Genomic DNA, 13,974 nt, shown 5'->3' on the forward strand with positions numbered 1-13,974 from the left:
GCCGATCTCCTCAGCGGAAGGTCTGGAGCCGCTTGGAATAGGTTATCTCGGTGGAGCCCGCGGGCAAGCTCATCAGATCGCCGTCGTGGCCGACCCGGATCGGACCTTCGAAGATTTCTCGCGACTTGCCCAGGAACGGGCCTTCCAGGGCGCGGCTCGGCAGGGGCGGGATGACGTGGGTGAACAGCAGGGACTTCACGCCCGCCCGCTGGGCGATGCCGGCGGCCTGTTCAGGGGTGGTGTGGTAGCTGAGGATGTCGTGGAAGATGGCTGCCAGGTTGGCGCGCCCGTCGGTCAGGGCCGCCTTGCGCTGCAGGCCCACCAGCTCCGGCGACAGTCCTTCGTGCACCAGCAGATCGGCGCCCTTGGCGGCGGCCTCCAGGCGCGGCGAGGCCGCTGTGTCGCCGCTGATCACCACGCGCCGGCCTTTGTAGATGAACAGGTAGCCCACCGCCGGCTCCACCGGATTGTGGTGCACGGGGAAGGCGATGACCTTCAGGTCCGGCTCGTCGATCACGGTGACGTCCGGCAGGTTGGGTTGCGCCTCGAAGGACCGCGCCGCGCCGCCAAAGCCGCTGGGGGGCGTCACGGCGGGGCCGTGGTGCGCGACCCGGTAGCCGCGGTCGAGCACGTAGGCCGACTGGAACCCCGCCACCACCTGATCGACCCCGGTGGGGCCGTAGACCGGCAGCGGGCTGGTGTTGGGCCCGCTGGCCCAGCGCTGCAGCATCAGCTCGCCCAGGCCGTCGATGTGGTCGGAGTGGAAGTGGGTCAGGAAGACCGCGTTCACGCGGGCCGGGGGCAGGTTCATCAGGGAGAGGTTCTTGGTGCTCCCGGCGCCGGCGTCGACCACGAACAGTTTCTGGCCCGCCAGCACCACGGTGCAGGGCCCGGCGCGGGTGGGGTCGGGCATGGGCGAACCCGAGCCGCAGAGACCCACATGCAGGCCGTCCGGCAGATCGGCGTAGGGGTCGCGGGCCATGACCTCCAGATAGATTCTCTCCATGGTCGCCGTGGCGATCCTGCCCCGCATCAGCCAGGCGCCGGCCAGGCCCACCGCGACCAGCCCGATCAGAACCAGGGCTGCTATCCGACGCTTCGACATCTTCGTCCCTCCCGCCCGGCTTGACCCGGGAATGTATTGGCACTCATATTGTCACTAGTTTTGGTCAAGAGCCAGAGAGAAGTGGCGAGAGGGATTGCATGCAGGTTCTGAGGACTCCGGACGACCGCTTCGCCGGCCTGGCCGACTGGCCCTACGCGCCCCACTACGCGCAGGTGATGGATAGCGACGGGACCGCCCTGCGCCTGGCCTATGTGGACGAGGGCCCGCGTGACGGGGCGGTCGTGCTGCTGATGCACGGCGAGCCGTCCTGGGCCTATCTGTACCGCAAGATCATCGCCGCCCTCGTGGCCAAGGGCCATCGGGTGATCGCGCCCGACCTGATCGGCTTCGGGCGGTCCGACAAGCCGGCCAAGCGCACCGACTACACCTATGCCCGCCACGTGGCCTGGATGAGCCAGTGGTTCTCAGGCGTGGATCTGAAGCACGTCACCCTGTTCTGCCAGGACTGGGGCGGGCTGATCGGCCTGCGGCTGGCGGCCGCCTTCCCAGAGCGGTTCGCAGGCCTGGTGATCGCCAATACCGGCCTGCCCACTGGGGCGGGCATGACCGACGGCTTCAAGGCCTGGCTGGAGTTCAGCCAGACCGTCCCGGAAATGCCCATCGGCATGATCGTCAACATGGGAACCGGCCGGGAGCTGACCCTGGCCGAGATCGCCGCCTATGACGCGCCCTTCCCGGACGAGACCTACAAGGAAGGCGCCCGGCAGTTCCCGACACTGGTGCCGGTAACGCCCGAGCACGGCCAGGTGGCGGAGAACAAGGCTGCCTGGGAGGTGCTGGAGCGGTTCGACAGGCCGGTGATCACCGCCTTCAGCGACGGCGACGCCGTCAGCCGTGGCGGCGACGCCGTCTTCCAGGCCCGCATCCCCGGCGCCGCGGGTCAGTCCCACGTCACCACCAAGGGCGGCCACTTCCTGCAGGAAGACTGCCCAGACGACATCACCGCCATCATCGACACCCTGATCCGCACCCGGAGCTAAGCCCCATGAACGTCGTCAACGCTGTCCTGCCCCCCATGCAGCAGGCCATGGAATTCTTCGGGGCGCCCGAGGAGGGGCCCTTCGTTATGGTCAACCTGTTGAAGTTCAAGCCGAAGGCCGAGTACGCCGACGGCAGCGACGCCCACCTCAGCGGCCGCGAGGCCTATGCGCGATACGGGGCCGAGGTCGCCAAGCTGGTGGAGGCCCTGGGTGGACGCATCCACTACAGCGGAGAGGTCACGGGCCTGATGATCGGGGAGGTGGAGGAGCTGTGGGACATGGTGGCGCTCGCCGAGTATCCCTCCCTGGCGGCCTTCCGCGAGATGGCGATGTCGCCGGAGATGGCGGCCATCGAGCACCACCGCAAGGCGGGTTTGGCCGGTCAGCTCAACATCAAGACCAGGCCGCTGGAATAGGGGAGTGAGCGGCGCTCCTCAGCTTCGACGCGGACGCAGGGCCAGAATCAGGAACACCAGGGCAAGGGCCGCAAACGCTGTGCTGCCATAGTGGGCTGGGGGGTGATGTCCGCTGACCGGCGGCGACAGCACCCAGCCGTGCAGGCTCATCAGGCCGCGCTCAACGATCACCAAGGCCAGGAACAGCGCAGTGAGGGTCTGATAGCGCAAGGCCACCACGAGCAGTCCCATTCCCAGCGCCAGCTGGGTCGCGCCCTCCCATCGGAACAAACCGATCACCATGTCGCGCCTGTCACCCATATCCAGGCCCCCGATCACACCGGCTCCGCCGTCGGGGAGAAAGCTGTGGATCAGGCCGGGGACCAGGGTCAGAAGCGCTGACAGTCCCAGGAACCAGACCGAACTCCGAGCCCCGAGGTACTGAGAATTGGTCGAGGGCGGAAACAGGCTCACGGCTTGGCCTTCATCCGCTCCAGGACGATCTCGGCGATCTGCTCGCCGTGAGTCTCCTGGAGGAAGTGGCCCGCTTCGGGCAGCAGGTCGAAGCTGGCCTGTGGATATTGGCCCGCCCAGGCCCGGCCCCAGGCCTCGGTGAACACAGCGTCGGCGCCGCCCCAGACGAAGTGGATCGGCTTGTTCCAGCCGAGCAGAGCTTCGAACCAGCGCGCCTGGGCCTCCGCGGCGCCGCCCTGCGGATTGTCGAAGGGCAGGCTCAGGGGGAAGCGACGGGGCCCGGCATGACCCGCCCGGCCCAGGCCCTCGAAGGGGGCGTCATAGCCGCGACGCACGGCGTCCTGCTCCGGTGTCAGGACCGGGTGGGTTCCCGTGCTGATGACGCCGAACAGGTCAGCCGGCTTCATGTGGCCAAGCGGCAGCATCATGAACCAGCCCAGGGACAGCTTCTCCGGGACGTTCATGCCGAACAGTCCGTCGGCCTGCCACTGGGCGTTCCACTGCTTCAGGGCGTCGGTGTAGGCGTAGTCGGCGTGGTGCAGCCAGGTGTTCATCACCACCAGGCGCGAGAACCGCTCCGGCTGTTCAGCCGCCTGGGCCAGGCCGATGGGGCCGCCCCAATCCTGGCAGAACAGGGTGACGTCCCTCAGGTCCAGGGTCTCGACCAGCAGCCGGTGGGCGGCCACGTGGCGGGCGATGGAGTACCAGCCGTCGTCGGTCACCTTGTCAGAGCGGCCAAAGCCAATGTGATCGGCCGCCACGCAGCGCCATCCCTCGGCCACCAGCCGATGGATGATCTTCCTGTTCAGGTAGCTCCAGGTCGGCATGCCATGCATCAGCAGGGCCACCGGGCCATCACGGGGCCCCTCGTCCACATAGGCCAGACGTAGGCCCTCGAAGTCGATGTGGCGGGGTGCGAAGGGGTAGTCGGCCAGACCCTGGAAGGCGGACTCCGGCGACCGCAGGAAGGGAACACCCGAGTCCGTCGTGAGGAACTGGGTCATGGCGTTCAGTTATCCCACAGAATGTATTCTTCGCCGGCCTTCTGGGGCTGGCCGCTCGGATGGTCGATGAAGACCGGACCCTGCAGCAGGGAGGGCCAGATCGGCTTGGCGGCCTGGGCGTCCTGGTCACGGAGCAGGGCCTGGAGGGCCGCCACCTTGTCGGGTCTCGCCTTGGACAGGTCGCGCTGCTCAGTGGGGTCGGCGGCGAGGTCGTGGAGCCACACCTTCCCGCGGGCGCCGTTGCTCTGCAGTTTCCAATCGCCGTCGCGAACGGCCTTGTACTGGCCCGACCGCCAGAACAGGGTCTGGTGCGGCCGACCCGCAACCTTGCCCTGCAGGTAGGGGACGAGGTCCACCCCGTCGATCACCCGGTCCTTGGGAACCGCCGCGCCCGCCGCGCCCGCGGCGGTAGCGAAGATGTCGATGTGGCTGACGGGATTGGCGTAGCGCGACCCAGCCTGGATCTTGGCCGGCCAGCGCATGAAGAAGGGCGCATGGATCCCGCCCTCGAAGAAGGTGGACTTGAAGCCGCGGTAGGGCCGGTTGACGTCGGCCAGGCCGACATAGCCCGCGCCGCCGTTGTCGCTGGTGAAGATCACCAGGGTGTTGTCGTCCAGGCCCTCGTCCTTCAGGGCCTGCAGGACGCGTCCAACGTTGCGGTCCAGGTTGCGCACCATGGCGCCATAGACCCGCAGGCGGTGGTCCGCAATCTGGGGCAGGGCGTCGTAGTCGGCCTTGGTGGCCTGGAGTGGCGTGTGGATGGCGTTGGGGGCGTAGTAGAGGAAGAAGGGCCGGTTTCGGTTGGCCTTGATGGCGCTGACCGCCTCATCGGTGAGGTAGTCGGTCATGTAGCCCTTCGGCCTGAACATCGCCGAGTTGTTGTACTGAACCTGATAGGGAAGGTTCGGCCACAGGAAGCGGTCGATGGGATCCCAGGGCTGCTTGGCGTTGACGACGTCGGGCGCCTTTTCGGGCAGGAACATCGAGCCGCCGGCGATGAAGCCCAGGCTCTCGTCGAAGCCCTGGGCTTCCGGCCGTGAGCCTTCCGCTCCGCCCAGGTGCCACTTGCCCAGGTGGATAGTGTGGTAGCCGCGGGGCTTGAGCACCTCGGCGATGGTGACCTCTCGGCTCGGCATGCTGAGGGCGTTCACCGCGGTTGGGGACCGCGCGGTGCTGCCGGGGGGCATGTCCTTGACGCGGTCGCCGAAGAATTTCGGCTCGATGAGGGAGTCCGGTTCGGCCTCGGTGCCCACCAGCTTGGCGAAGGCGACAGGCGCGGGGGTGAACTCGAAGCCGAAGCGGGTGGGATAGCGGCCGGTCATGAGCGCCGCCCGCGACGGCGCGCAGGTGGCGTTGCCCGCATAGCCGTTCACGAAGTCGACCCCGTCCCGGGCGATGGAATCGATATTGGGCGTGGGGACCACCCCGCCGGCCACGCCGCCGCCGTTCAGGGTGATGTCGTTGAATCCCAGATCGTCGGCCAGGATGAAGACCACGTTCGGCGGCCGCTCCCCAGGGGCGGGCGCGGCGGGCCCCTGGGCCCAGGCCACCGGACGGTTCGGCTCCACATGGGGCATTCGGGCCCTGGCGACCATGCTGAGGATCGCCGGCCGGTTCATCGCAGCCACGCCGACGCCCGCGGCGATCACGAGGGCGGTGGCGCCCAGCCAGATCCGCTTCTTCATGAGCTTCGTCCCCTTGGCGGTCCCCCGCCTTATATATTGGCATTAATCGTGCCATTACATTTCGGGCCTGTCCAGCGCGATGGATGCGCCGCGGCCTTTGATCTGGGTCAAGGCGTCGCGGGCGACTGGCGATAGACCTTGAGGGGTCCGAGAGAACTGATTGGTCTGGACGTCCAGCCTACTGACGCTCACCCCCACGAGCCGTGGTCTGGAGGAGCGCTCTGGAGCCTCGGTTTCGGGGCGCTCTCTCTCCCGGCCCCCATGGAGGACCTTCGATGGCGAAGCTTGGGTTGGTCTGGTCACTCTGCGCTTCCCTCCTGCTGCTCGCGGCCTGCGGCGGCGCCAATGTGCCGCTGACATCGGCGGCGGATGTCGCGGCCGAGCGCGGACGGGGCCTGGCTGAGGTGCGGTGCGGCGGCTGTCATGGGCTGGGCCTCGACGGCGAAAGCCCCCGGTCGGCCGCGTTCCGGGACATGAGGCGCGGGATGACCGCCCTCAGCTTCAGGCGCCGGATGGCGGACATCGCCGAGGGGCGTCACTACGACATGCCGAGGATCAAACTCACCGCCAACGAGGCCGATGACATCGCGGCCTATATCGAAAGCCTGGAGACGCCCTGAGGCGATCGCCGCGCCGATAGGCGCCCTGGGCCGCCACTGCCTAAGAGTAGGGCGCCGGGCGATGTCGGACCCTGCGTGACGTATTACGATTTGGCCTGATCGTAATACTGACTGCAGATCGGCGCATGAACGTCGAAAGCCTTCCCCTGGCGCGTTTGAGTCTCAGCATGCCCGCCGAGCTGGTGGCCCAGCTCGACGCCATGGTCACCGAGCGCGGCCTGCCCAGCCGCTCGCAGATGATCGCCGAACTGATCCGTCATGAGCTGGCCGAGCACGGCGAGACGCGGCCGGGCATGGTGCTGGCGGGCGCCATCACCCTGATCTACCGCACCGAGAGCGGCCGGGTCCGCCAGGCCCTGGCCCAGGCCCAGCAGGCCTATCTGGAGGAGGTGATCTCCTCGCAGCACGTCTTCCTGGAGGATGACCAGTCCCTGGAGGTGCTGCTGGTCCAGGGGCCGTCGGAGCGCCTGCGCGACCTCTGCGACGAGCTGCGCAAGATCCGCGGGGTGCAGCAGCTGAAGCTCGTGACCACCACCGCCCTGCTGCCGCCCCTGCATGCCCTGCTCGATCCTGAGGACGCGACATGACCGCCGACACCGCCAACCCCTACGCCGCCCAGGCCCACGCCCGGGCGATGGCCGGGACCCAGGTCGAGGCCATGCCCACTGTGCCCGCCAGCGCGGCGGCGCAGCTGCCGGCCGGGGTGGCGCCGTCCGACATGGTCTGGGCCGAGACGATCGCGCCCGGCGGCTACGGCGCCAAGCGCCTGGACCGCGGGGCGCGCCTGCAGCTCACCGACCTGGCCGGCGACGCCTGCGCCTCCATGCTGGTGTTCAATGCCGAGCGGCCCGTCGAACGGCTGAACGTGGCCGACACCCTGAAGGTGCAGTGGAACGCCTATCTGGGCGCCGGCAAGCTGGTGCTGTCGGACATGGGCAAGGTGATGTTCAGCGTGCTGGAGGACGAGGCCGGGACCCACGACGCCTTCTGCGGGGCCTCCAACCAGGCCACCAACGCCGCCAGATATGGCGCCGGGGACAACTGGGGCCCCCACCCCAATGCGCGGGACCGCTTCAGCCTGGCGCTCGCCAAGTTCGGCCTCGCCCGCCGCGACATCCATCCCTGCATCAACTGGTTCAAGGGGGTGAGGGTGGAGGCCGACGGGGCGATCACCCCGCAGACCGGCCCCTTCGCCGCCGGCCGCAGCCTGACCCTGCGGGCCGAGATGGACCTGATCGTGGTGCTGGCCAACTGCCCCCACGTGCTGGACGCGCGGCCCGACTACAGCGTCACGCCCCTGCGGGTCAGCGCCTGGCGCGGCCCGGTGACGCCGCCCGAAGACCCGATCCGCAACGCCACCCCGGAGGGCCTGCGCGCCTTCCTGAACGTCGAGGCCGAGTACAGCCGATGAGCGATCCCCTGAGCGGCCTGACCGGCGCCATCGCCCGCGACGACATCGTCCCCGCCCGCGCCCCCTGGGACGCGGTGGTGCGCAGGGGCCAGACCCTGCGCATCGTCGACCTGGAGGGCAACCAGGCCGTCGACTTCCTGATGTATGCCCTGGCCGACGACGCCGAGCGCTATTCGGCCCAGGACACCATGGCCGCCCAGGGCAACATCTTCCTGCGGACGGGGTCGGTGCTGCTGTCGAACGAGGGGAACGCCATGGCCACGGTGACGGGGACCTCGGTGGCCTATCATGACACCATCGGCGGGGCCTGTTCCTGCGAGAGCAACACCCTGCGCTACGGCCACCACACCAAGAGCCAGCACGCCTGCGTCGAGAACTTCCTGCAGGCCAACGCCCGGCACGGGCGGGGCAAGCGCGACATGGTCTCCAACATCAACTGGTTCATGAACGTGCCGGTGGAGGCAGACGGGGCGCTGGGCATCGTCGACGGCATCTCGGCGCCCGGCCTCTATGTGGACCTGCGCGCTGAGATGGACCTGGTGGCCATCGTCTCCAACTGTCCGCAGATCAACAATCCCTGCAACGGCTTCAACCCGACGCCCGTGCGCATGATCATCGCGGGGTAGGACCAGTGTTCACCAAGGTCCTGATCGCCAACCGGGGCGCCATCGCCTGCCGGATTATCCGCACCCTGAAGACCATGGGGGTCGGCTCTGTGGCGGTGTTCTCGGACGCCGACGCCGGGTCCCTTCACGTCTCCCAGGCCGACGAGGCGGTGCGCATCGGCCCTGCGGCCGCCGCCCAGTCCTATCTCGACATCGACGCCATCCTGGCCGCCGCCAAGGCCACGGGCGCCCAGGCCATCCATCCGGGCTACGGCTTTCTCAGTGAGAACACCGTCTTCGCCGAGCGTTGCGAGGCGGCCGGGATCGCCTTCATCGGCCCAACGCCCGCCAACATCCTGGCCTTTGGGTTGAAGCATACGGCGCGGGATCTGGCCCAGGCCCAGGGTGTGCCCCTGGCGCCCGGCACCGACCTGCTCACCGACGCCGACGTAGCGCGCGAGGCCGCCGAGCGCGTAGGCTTCCCGGTGATCCTCAAGGCCACCGCCGGGGGCGGCGGCATCGGCATGCGGGTCTGCGAGACCCCGGAGGCGGTGGCCGAGGCCTTCGCCGCCGTGGCGCGGCTGGCCGGCTCCAACTTCTCCGACGCCGGTGTTTTCCTGGAGCGCTATGTCCGCCAGGCCCGCCACATCGAGGTGCAGGTGTTCGGCGACGGGCAGGGCCGTGTCGTGGCGCTGGGCGAGCGGGACTGCTCCCTGCAGCGGCGCAACCAGAAGGTCATCGAGGAGACACCGGCGCCCCACCTGCCGGCGGCGACGCGGGCCGCCCTGATGGCCGCAGCGGTGCGCCTGTGCGAGGCCGCCGACTATCGGTCGGCCGGCACGGTGGAATTCCTCTACGACGCCGAGCGCGACGACTTCTTCTTCCTGGAGGTGAACACCCGCCTTCAGGTGGAGCACGGGGTCACCGAGCAGGTCACCGGGGTCGACCTGGTCGAGTGGATGATCCGCGGGGCGGCGGGCGACTACGGGTTCCTGAACAGCTTCGACGGGAGCGCCAGAGGCGCGTCGATCCAGGCGCGGCTCTATGCCGAGGATCCGGGGCAGGACTATCGGCCCTCGTCGGGCGTGCTCACCAAGGCCAGTTTCCCGGACGGCGTCCGGGTCGACACCTGGATCACCGACGGCTCGGAGGTCAGCGCCCATTACGACCCCCTGCTGGCCAAGCTGATCGTCACCGCCGCCGACCGCCCCACCGCCGTCCGCGCCCTGCAGCAGGCGCTGGACCGCACGGCCCTCTACGGCCTGGAGACCAACCTGGAATGGTTGCGGCAGGTGGCGCGCAGCGAGGCCTTCGTCAGCGGCCAGGTCTCGACGCGGGCGCTTGCGGACATCGCATTCAAGCCCCGCACCATCCGCGTGCTGAGCGGCGGTCCGGCCACCACGGTCCAGGACTATCCCGGCCGCCTCGGCTACTGGGACGTCGGCGTGCCGCCGTCGGGGCCGATGGACGCGCTCGCCTTCCGGCTGGGCAACCGGCTGCTGGGCAACCCGGAGGCCGCGGCCGGCCTGGAGATCACCGCGCTCGGACCGACGCTGGTTTTCAACCACGAGGCGGTCGTCTGTCTCACCGGCGCCGAGCTGGAGGCCAGCCTGGACGGTGAGCCGGTGGCCACCTACGCGCCGATCGCCATCGCGGCGGGCCAGACCCTGAAGATCGCCCGGGTGAAGGGGGCGGGCCTGCGGGCCTACCTCCTGGTGCGCGGCGGGCTGGATATCCCGGCCTATCTGGGGAGCCGCTCCAGCTTCACCCTCGGTGGTTTCGGCGGCCATGCCGGACGCACGCTGGCGGCCGGCGACGTGCTGCATCTGGGCGACGCGCAGGTCGAGGACGTGGCCCAGCCGCTGGCGCCGGACGCGCGGCCCAGCCTCGGCAAGACCTGGGCGATCCGCGTCCTGGCAGGGCCCCATGGCGCGCCGGACTTCTTCACGCCGGGCGACATCGCCATGGTCCGCTCGGCGGCGTGGAAGGTGCACTACAATTCCAACCGCACCGGCGTGCGCCTGATCGGCCCCAAGCCCCACTGGGCGCGGCGTGACGGGGGCGAAGCGGGGCTGCACCCCTCCAACATCCACGACAACGCCTACGCCATCGGGGCCGTCGACTTCACCGGCGACATGCCGATTATCCTGGGGCCGGACGGGCCGTCGCTCGGGGGGTTCGTCTGTCCCTTCGTGGTGATCCAGGCCGACCTCTGGAAGGTGGGACAGCTGGCTCCCGGCGACACCGTCACCTTCGACGTGGTGGACGACACCGCCGCCACCCTGGCGGAGACCGAGCAGGATCGCCTGGTGGCGAGCCTTGCGCCCGCGCAGGCGCCCGCCCGGACGCCCCACCGCGACCTGTTCGACGAGGCGATCACCAACCCGGTCCTGGCGACCATCGAGGCCACCGGCCAGCGGCCGCAGGTGGTCTATCGCCGCCAGGGCGACCGCCACCTGCTGGTGGAATACGGCCCCATCGTGCTGGACCTGGAACTGCGCCTGCGCATCCACGCCCTGATGCTGGAGCTGCAGGCCCAGGCCCTGCCCGGCGTCATCGACATCACGCCCGGCATCCGCTCGCTGCAGGTCCACTATGACAGCCGCGTCCTGCCCCAGGTCCGTCTGCTGCAGGCGCTCGCCGACATGGAGGAGCGGCTGGGCGGCCTGGACGACTTCGAGATCCCCAGCCGGGTGATCCACCTGCCGCTGTCCTGGAAAGACCCGGCGATCTACGAGACCATCGACAAGTACATGGCCTCGGTGCGCGACGACGCCCCCTGGTGCCCCGACAACATCGAGTTCATCCGGCGCATCAACGGGCTGGAGAGCGAGGACGACGTCCACCGCATCGTCTTCGACGCGCGCTATCTGGTGATGGGGCTGGGCGATGTCTATCTCGGCGCGCCGGTGGCCACGCCCGTCGATCCGCGCCACCGGCTGGTGACGACGAAGTACAACCCCGCCCGCACCTGGACCCCGCCCAACGTGGTGGGGATCGGCGGCGCCTATATGTGCATCTACGGGATGGAGGGGCCGGGCGGCTACCAGCTGTTTGGCCGCACCATCCAGGTGTGGAACACCTATCGCCAGACGAACGCCTTCACCGAGGGCAAGCCCTGGCTGCTGCGGTTCTTCGACCAGATCCGGTTCTTCCCAGTGAGCCACGAGGAGCTGACCGAGTGGCGTCGCGACTTCCCCCTGGGCCGCCGCGAGATCCGCATCGACGAGGAGACCTTCAGGCTCTCCGACTACCGCAGGATGCTGGCCGACAACGCGCAGAGCATCGAAGCTTTCCAGGCGACCCGCCAGGCGGCCTTCGAGGCCGAACGCGCCGACTGGGAGGTGAAGGGTGAGTTCGCCCGGGTCGAAGCCTTGTCGAGTGAGGCGATCGACGACGCCCCGGCGGCCGCCTTCGAGGCCCCCGGCGGCTCGGAGTTCGTCGAGGCGCCCCTGGGCGGCAGCGTCTGGAAGATGCTCGTCGAGGTCGGCGACCATGTGGAGAAGGGCGCGATCATCGCGGTGATCGAGGCCATGAAGACCGAGTGCGACGTGGCCAGCCCCAGCGCCGGCGTGGTCCGCCAGGTCTATGCCCAGGAGCGCCAGCCCATCGCGCCCGGCGCGCCCATGATCGCCCTCGAACCGGCCTGAAATCCCATGACCCGTATTTCCGTCACCGACATCGCCCCGGCCGTCGCCAGCGGTAAGCGCAGCGCCGAAGCCGTCATCGCCGAGGCCCTGGACGCCATCGCCGCCTATGACGAGGTCCAGGCCCACGCCTGGATCATGCGGCCGGACCCGCAGGCGGTGCTGGCCCAGGCCCGCGCCGTCGACGCCCGGATCGCGGCCGGGGAAAGGCTGCCGCTGGCCGGCGTGCCCTTCGCGGTGAAGGACAATATCGACGTGGCGGGCCTGCCCACCACGGCGGCCTGTCCGGCCTATGCCTATGAGCCCGATGAAACCGCCACCGTCGTCGCCCGGCTGCTGGCGGCGGGCGCGATCTGCATGGGCAAGACCAACCTGGACCAGTTCGCCACCGGCCTGGTGGGCGCCCGAAGCCCCTACGGCGCGCCGGCCTGCGTCTACAACCTGGCCTATGTCAGCGGCGGCTCGAGCTCGGGGTCGGCGGTGGCCGTGGCGGCGGGCCTGGTGGCCTTCGCGCTCGGGACCGATACGGCCGGCTCGGGCCGGGTGCCGGCGGCCTTCAATGGCCTGATCGGGTTCAAGCCCACCAAGGGCCGCTGGAGCACGAGCGGCGTCGTGCCCGCCTGCCGCTCCCTCGACTGCGTGACTGTGCTGGCCAACGACGTGGCCGACGCGGCGTTGGTGGACTCGGTGGTGGCGGCCTTCGATCCCACCGACACCTATTCGCGACAGGCGCCGCCGGCGCCCGCCCTGCTGGGACCCAGCTTCAGGTTCGGCGTTCCGAAGGCGGATCAACTGATCTTCATGGGCGACGACCAGGCCCAGGCCTTCTACGCGCGGGCCGTCGAGCGGGTCATCGCCACGGGCGGCACGCCGGTTGAGATCGACATCGAGCCCCTGCTGGAGGCCGCCAAGCTGCTCTACAGCGGCCCGTGGGTTGCTGAGCGCACCGCGGCCATCGAGCCCCTGCTGCGGGAGACCCCCGCGGCCGTGAACCCCACGGTCCGCGCCATTCTGCAGGGCGGCTTCGGCGTCACGGGCGTCGACACCTTCCGTGGCCTCTATGCCCTGGCCGACCACGCCCGCGCAGCCGAAGCCATCTGGCCCCAGGTCGACGTCCTGCTGCTGCCCACCACGCCCACCATCTACCGCCTGCGCGAGGTCATGGCCGAGCCCTTCGCCCTCAACGGCGCGCTGGGCCTCTACACCAACTTCGTCAACCTGCTGGACATGAGCGCCATCGCCGTCCCGGCCGGGTTCCGCGACAACGACACCGGCTTCGGCGTCACCCTGGTGGGGCAGGCCTGGGCGGACGATGTCCTGCTCGACCTGGCCCGCCGCTACGAGGAGATCTCCCCCATGCCCGACGCCCCCGCCCTGGACACCGCCGGCAAGCCCCAGACTGTGAAGCTCGCCGTCGTGGGCGCCCACCTGGCCGGCATGCCCCTGCACTGGCAGCTCACCTCCCGCGAGGCCAAGCTGGTCAGCCGCACCAAGACCGCGGCAGCCTACAAGCTGTTCGCCATGACCAACACCACACCCTTCAAGCCGGCCCTCATCCATGTGGGCGAGGGTGGCGGGGCCATCGAGGTGGAGGTCTATGAGCTGGCCGTCGAGGCCTTCGGCAGCTTCGTCGTCGAAGTCCCCGCGCCGCTCGCCATCGGCACGGTCACCCTGGAGAACGGCGCCTCGGTGAAAGGCTTTGTCGCCGAGCCCCGCGCCATCGTCGGCGCCGAGGACATCACGGCTCTGGGCGGCTGGCGGCCGTACATCGCGGGCCTTCCGGCCTAGCCCTCATCCGCGCATCCCCGCGAAAGCGGGGACCCAGGCCTTTTCTCCGTTCTGAAGCCTCGCGCCTGCGCGACCTCAGCGAGCCAAAACACCTGGGTCCCCTGAGTTCTCAAACGAAGTGCAACACCCTGCATTGGCGGAGGTGTTGTCATGGGACGGCTCTACGAGCAGCTCAGTCTTGATGAGCGGTGCGAGATTGCCCGGCTACGTGGCTCGGGGTCGTCGATCCGGCAGATCGC

The 13,974-nt window shown here is 69.3% G+C and carries 12 protein-coding genes; 8 read left to right on the forward strand and 4 right to left on the reverse strand.

Annotated elements, in window-relative coordinates; genetic code table 11:
• Positions 1-10: 10 nt before the first annotated feature.
• Positions 11-1,105, reverse strand: coding sequence for a ribonuclease Z (locus Q8N10_RS17395; protein WP_304777257.1), 1,095 nt, complete (start codon positions 1,103-1,105; stop codon positions 11-13).
• Between the two features lie 98 nt (positions 1,106-1,203).
• On the opposite strand from Q8N10_RS17395, the gene Q8N10_RS17400 reads away from it, so the two are divergent.
• Both Q8N10_RS17400 and Q8N10_RS17405 read left to right on the forward strand, forming a co-directional pair.
• Entirely contained in the window at positions 1,204-2,106 is a 903-nt protein-coding gene (locus Q8N10_RS17400; RefSeq protein ID WP_304777258.1) for a haloalkane dehalogenase, read from the forward strand.
• Between the two features lie 5 nt (positions 2,107-2,111).
• Positions 2,112-2,522, forward strand: coding sequence for a DUF1330 domain-containing protein (locus Q8N10_RS17405; protein ID WP_304777259.1), 411 nt, complete (start codon positions 2,112-2,114; stop codon positions 2,520-2,522).
• An 18-nt stretch (positions 2,523-2,540) separates the two neighbouring features.
• On the opposite strand, the gene Q8N10_RS17410 is transcribed toward Q8N10_RS17405, so the two are convergent.
• Genes Q8N10_RS17410 through Q8N10_RS17420 form a run of 3 tightly spaced genes read right to left on the reverse strand, consistent with a single transcriptional unit; the run spans position 2,541 to position 5,664 of the window.
• Positions 2,541-2,975, reverse strand: coding sequence for a hypothetical protein (locus Q8N10_RS17410; protein ID WP_304777260.1), 435 nt, complete (start codon positions 2,973-2,975; stop codon positions 2,541-2,543).
• The gene (locus tag Q8N10_RS17415) at positions 2,972-3,979 is read right to left on the reverse strand and encodes an alpha/beta fold hydrolase (protein WP_304777261.1); all 1,008 of its coding nucleotides are present in this window, start codon (positions 3,977-3,979) and stop codon (positions 2,972-2,974) included. Before Q8N10_RS17415 ends, Q8N10_RS17410 begins: the two co-directional genes overlap by 4 nt.
• A 5-nt stretch (positions 3,980-3,984) precedes the next feature.
• A complete protein-coding gene (locus Q8N10_RS17420; protein WP_304777262.1) occupies positions 3,985-5,664 on the reverse strand; it encodes a sulfatase-like hydrolase/transferase in 1,680 nt (559 codons plus the stop codon).
• A 275-nt stretch (positions 5,665-5,939) separates the two neighbouring features.
• Here Q8N10_RS17420 and Q8N10_RS17425 point away from each other — a divergent pair, with 275 nt between their 5' ends.
• From Q8N10_RS17425 to atzF, 6 genes are all read left to right on the forward strand, one after another.
• The gene (locus tag Q8N10_RS17425; protein WP_304777263.1) at positions 5,940-6,284 is read left to right on the forward strand and encodes a cytochrome c; all 345 of its coding nucleotides are present in this window, start codon (positions 5,940-5,942) and stop codon (positions 6,282-6,284) included.
• 125 nt (positions 6,285-6,409) lie between these two features.
• Positions 6,410-6,871 (forward strand): CopG family ribbon-helix-helix protein, encoded by a 462-nt coding sequence (locus Q8N10_RS17430; RefSeq protein WP_304777264.1) that lies wholly within the window; start codon positions 6,410-6,412, stop codon positions 6,869-6,871.
• On the forward strand, positions 6,868-7,695 hold the full coding sequence (locus Q8N10_RS17435; RefSeq protein ID WP_304777265.1) for an urea amidolyase associated protein UAAP1: 828 nt from the start codon (positions 6,868-6,870) through the stop codon (positions 7,693-7,695). The genes Q8N10_RS17430 and Q8N10_RS17435 overlap by 4 nt, the downstream gene beginning before the upstream one ends.
• Positions 7,692-8,321 carry an urea amidolyase associated protein UAAP2 gene (locus Q8N10_RS17440; RefSeq protein WP_304777266.1) on the forward strand — a complete coding sequence of 210 codons (630 nt, stop codon included), beginning with the start codon at positions 7,692-7,694 and terminating at the stop codon, positions 8,319-8,321. The genes Q8N10_RS17435 and Q8N10_RS17440 overlap by 4 nt, the downstream gene beginning before the upstream one ends.
• A 5-nt stretch (positions 8,322-8,326) precedes the next feature.
• Positions 8,327-11,950, forward strand: a complete 3,624-nt coding sequence (uca, locus tag Q8N10_RS17445) for an urea carboxylase (protein WP_304777267.1) — start codon at positions 8,327-8,329, stop codon at positions 11,948-11,950.
• A gap of 6 nt (positions 11,951-11,956) precedes the next feature.
• Positions 11,957-13,735 (forward strand): allophanate hydrolase, encoded by a 1,779-nt coding sequence (gene atzF, locus Q8N10_RS17450; RefSeq protein ID WP_304777268.1) that lies wholly within the window; start codon positions 11,957-11,959, stop codon positions 13,733-13,735.
• Positions 13,736-13,974 lie beyond the last annotated feature (239 nt).

This window comes from Phenylobacterium sp. (assembly GCF_030693625.1).
GTDB lineage: Bacteria > Pseudomonadota > Alphaproteobacteria > Caulobacterales > Caulobacteraceae > Phenylobacterium > Phenylobacterium ferrooxidans.

Excerpts from the sequence above, each read along its gene's own strand:
- Q8N10_RS17395 (WP_304777257.1), bottom strand. The coding sequence starts at position 1,105 with ATGTCGAAGCGTCGGATAGCAGCCCTGGTTCTGATCGGGCTGGTCGCG.
- Q8N10_RS17400 (WP_304777258.1), top strand. The coding sequence starts at position 1,204 with ATGCAGGTTCTGAGGACTCCGGACGACCGCTTCGCCGGCCTGGCCGAC.
- Q8N10_RS17405 (WP_304777259.1), top strand. The coding sequence starts at position 2,112 with ATGAACGTCGTCAACGCTGTCCTGCCCCCCATGCAGCAGGCCATGGAA.
- Q8N10_RS17415 (WP_304777261.1), bottom strand. The coding sequence starts at position 3,979 with ATGACCCAGTTCCTCACGACGGACTCGGGTGTTCCCTTCCTGCGGTCG.
- Q8N10_RS17420 (WP_304777262.1), bottom strand. The coding sequence starts at position 5,664 with ATGAAGAAGCGGATCTGGCTGGGCGCCACCGCCCTCGTGATCGCCGCG.
- Q8N10_RS17425 (WP_304777263.1), top strand. The coding sequence starts at position 5,940 with ATGGCGAAGCTTGGGTTGGTCTGGTCACTCTGCGCTTCCCTCCTGCTG.
- Q8N10_RS17430 (WP_304777264.1), top strand. The coding sequence starts at position 6,410 with ATGAACGTCGAAAGCCTTCCCCTGGCGCGTTTGAGTCTCAGCATGCCC.
- Q8N10_RS17435 (WP_304777265.1), top strand. The coding sequence starts at position 6,868 with ATGACCGCCGACACCGCCAACCCCTACGCCGCCCAGGCCCACGCCCGG.
- Q8N10_RS17440 (WP_304777266.1), top strand. The coding sequence starts at position 7,692 with ATGAGCGATCCCCTGAGCGGCCTGACCGGCGCCATCGCCCGCGACGAC.
- atzF (WP_304777268.1), top strand. The coding sequence starts at position 11,957 with ATGACCCGTATTTCCGTCACCGACATCGCCCCGGCCGTCGCCAGCGGT.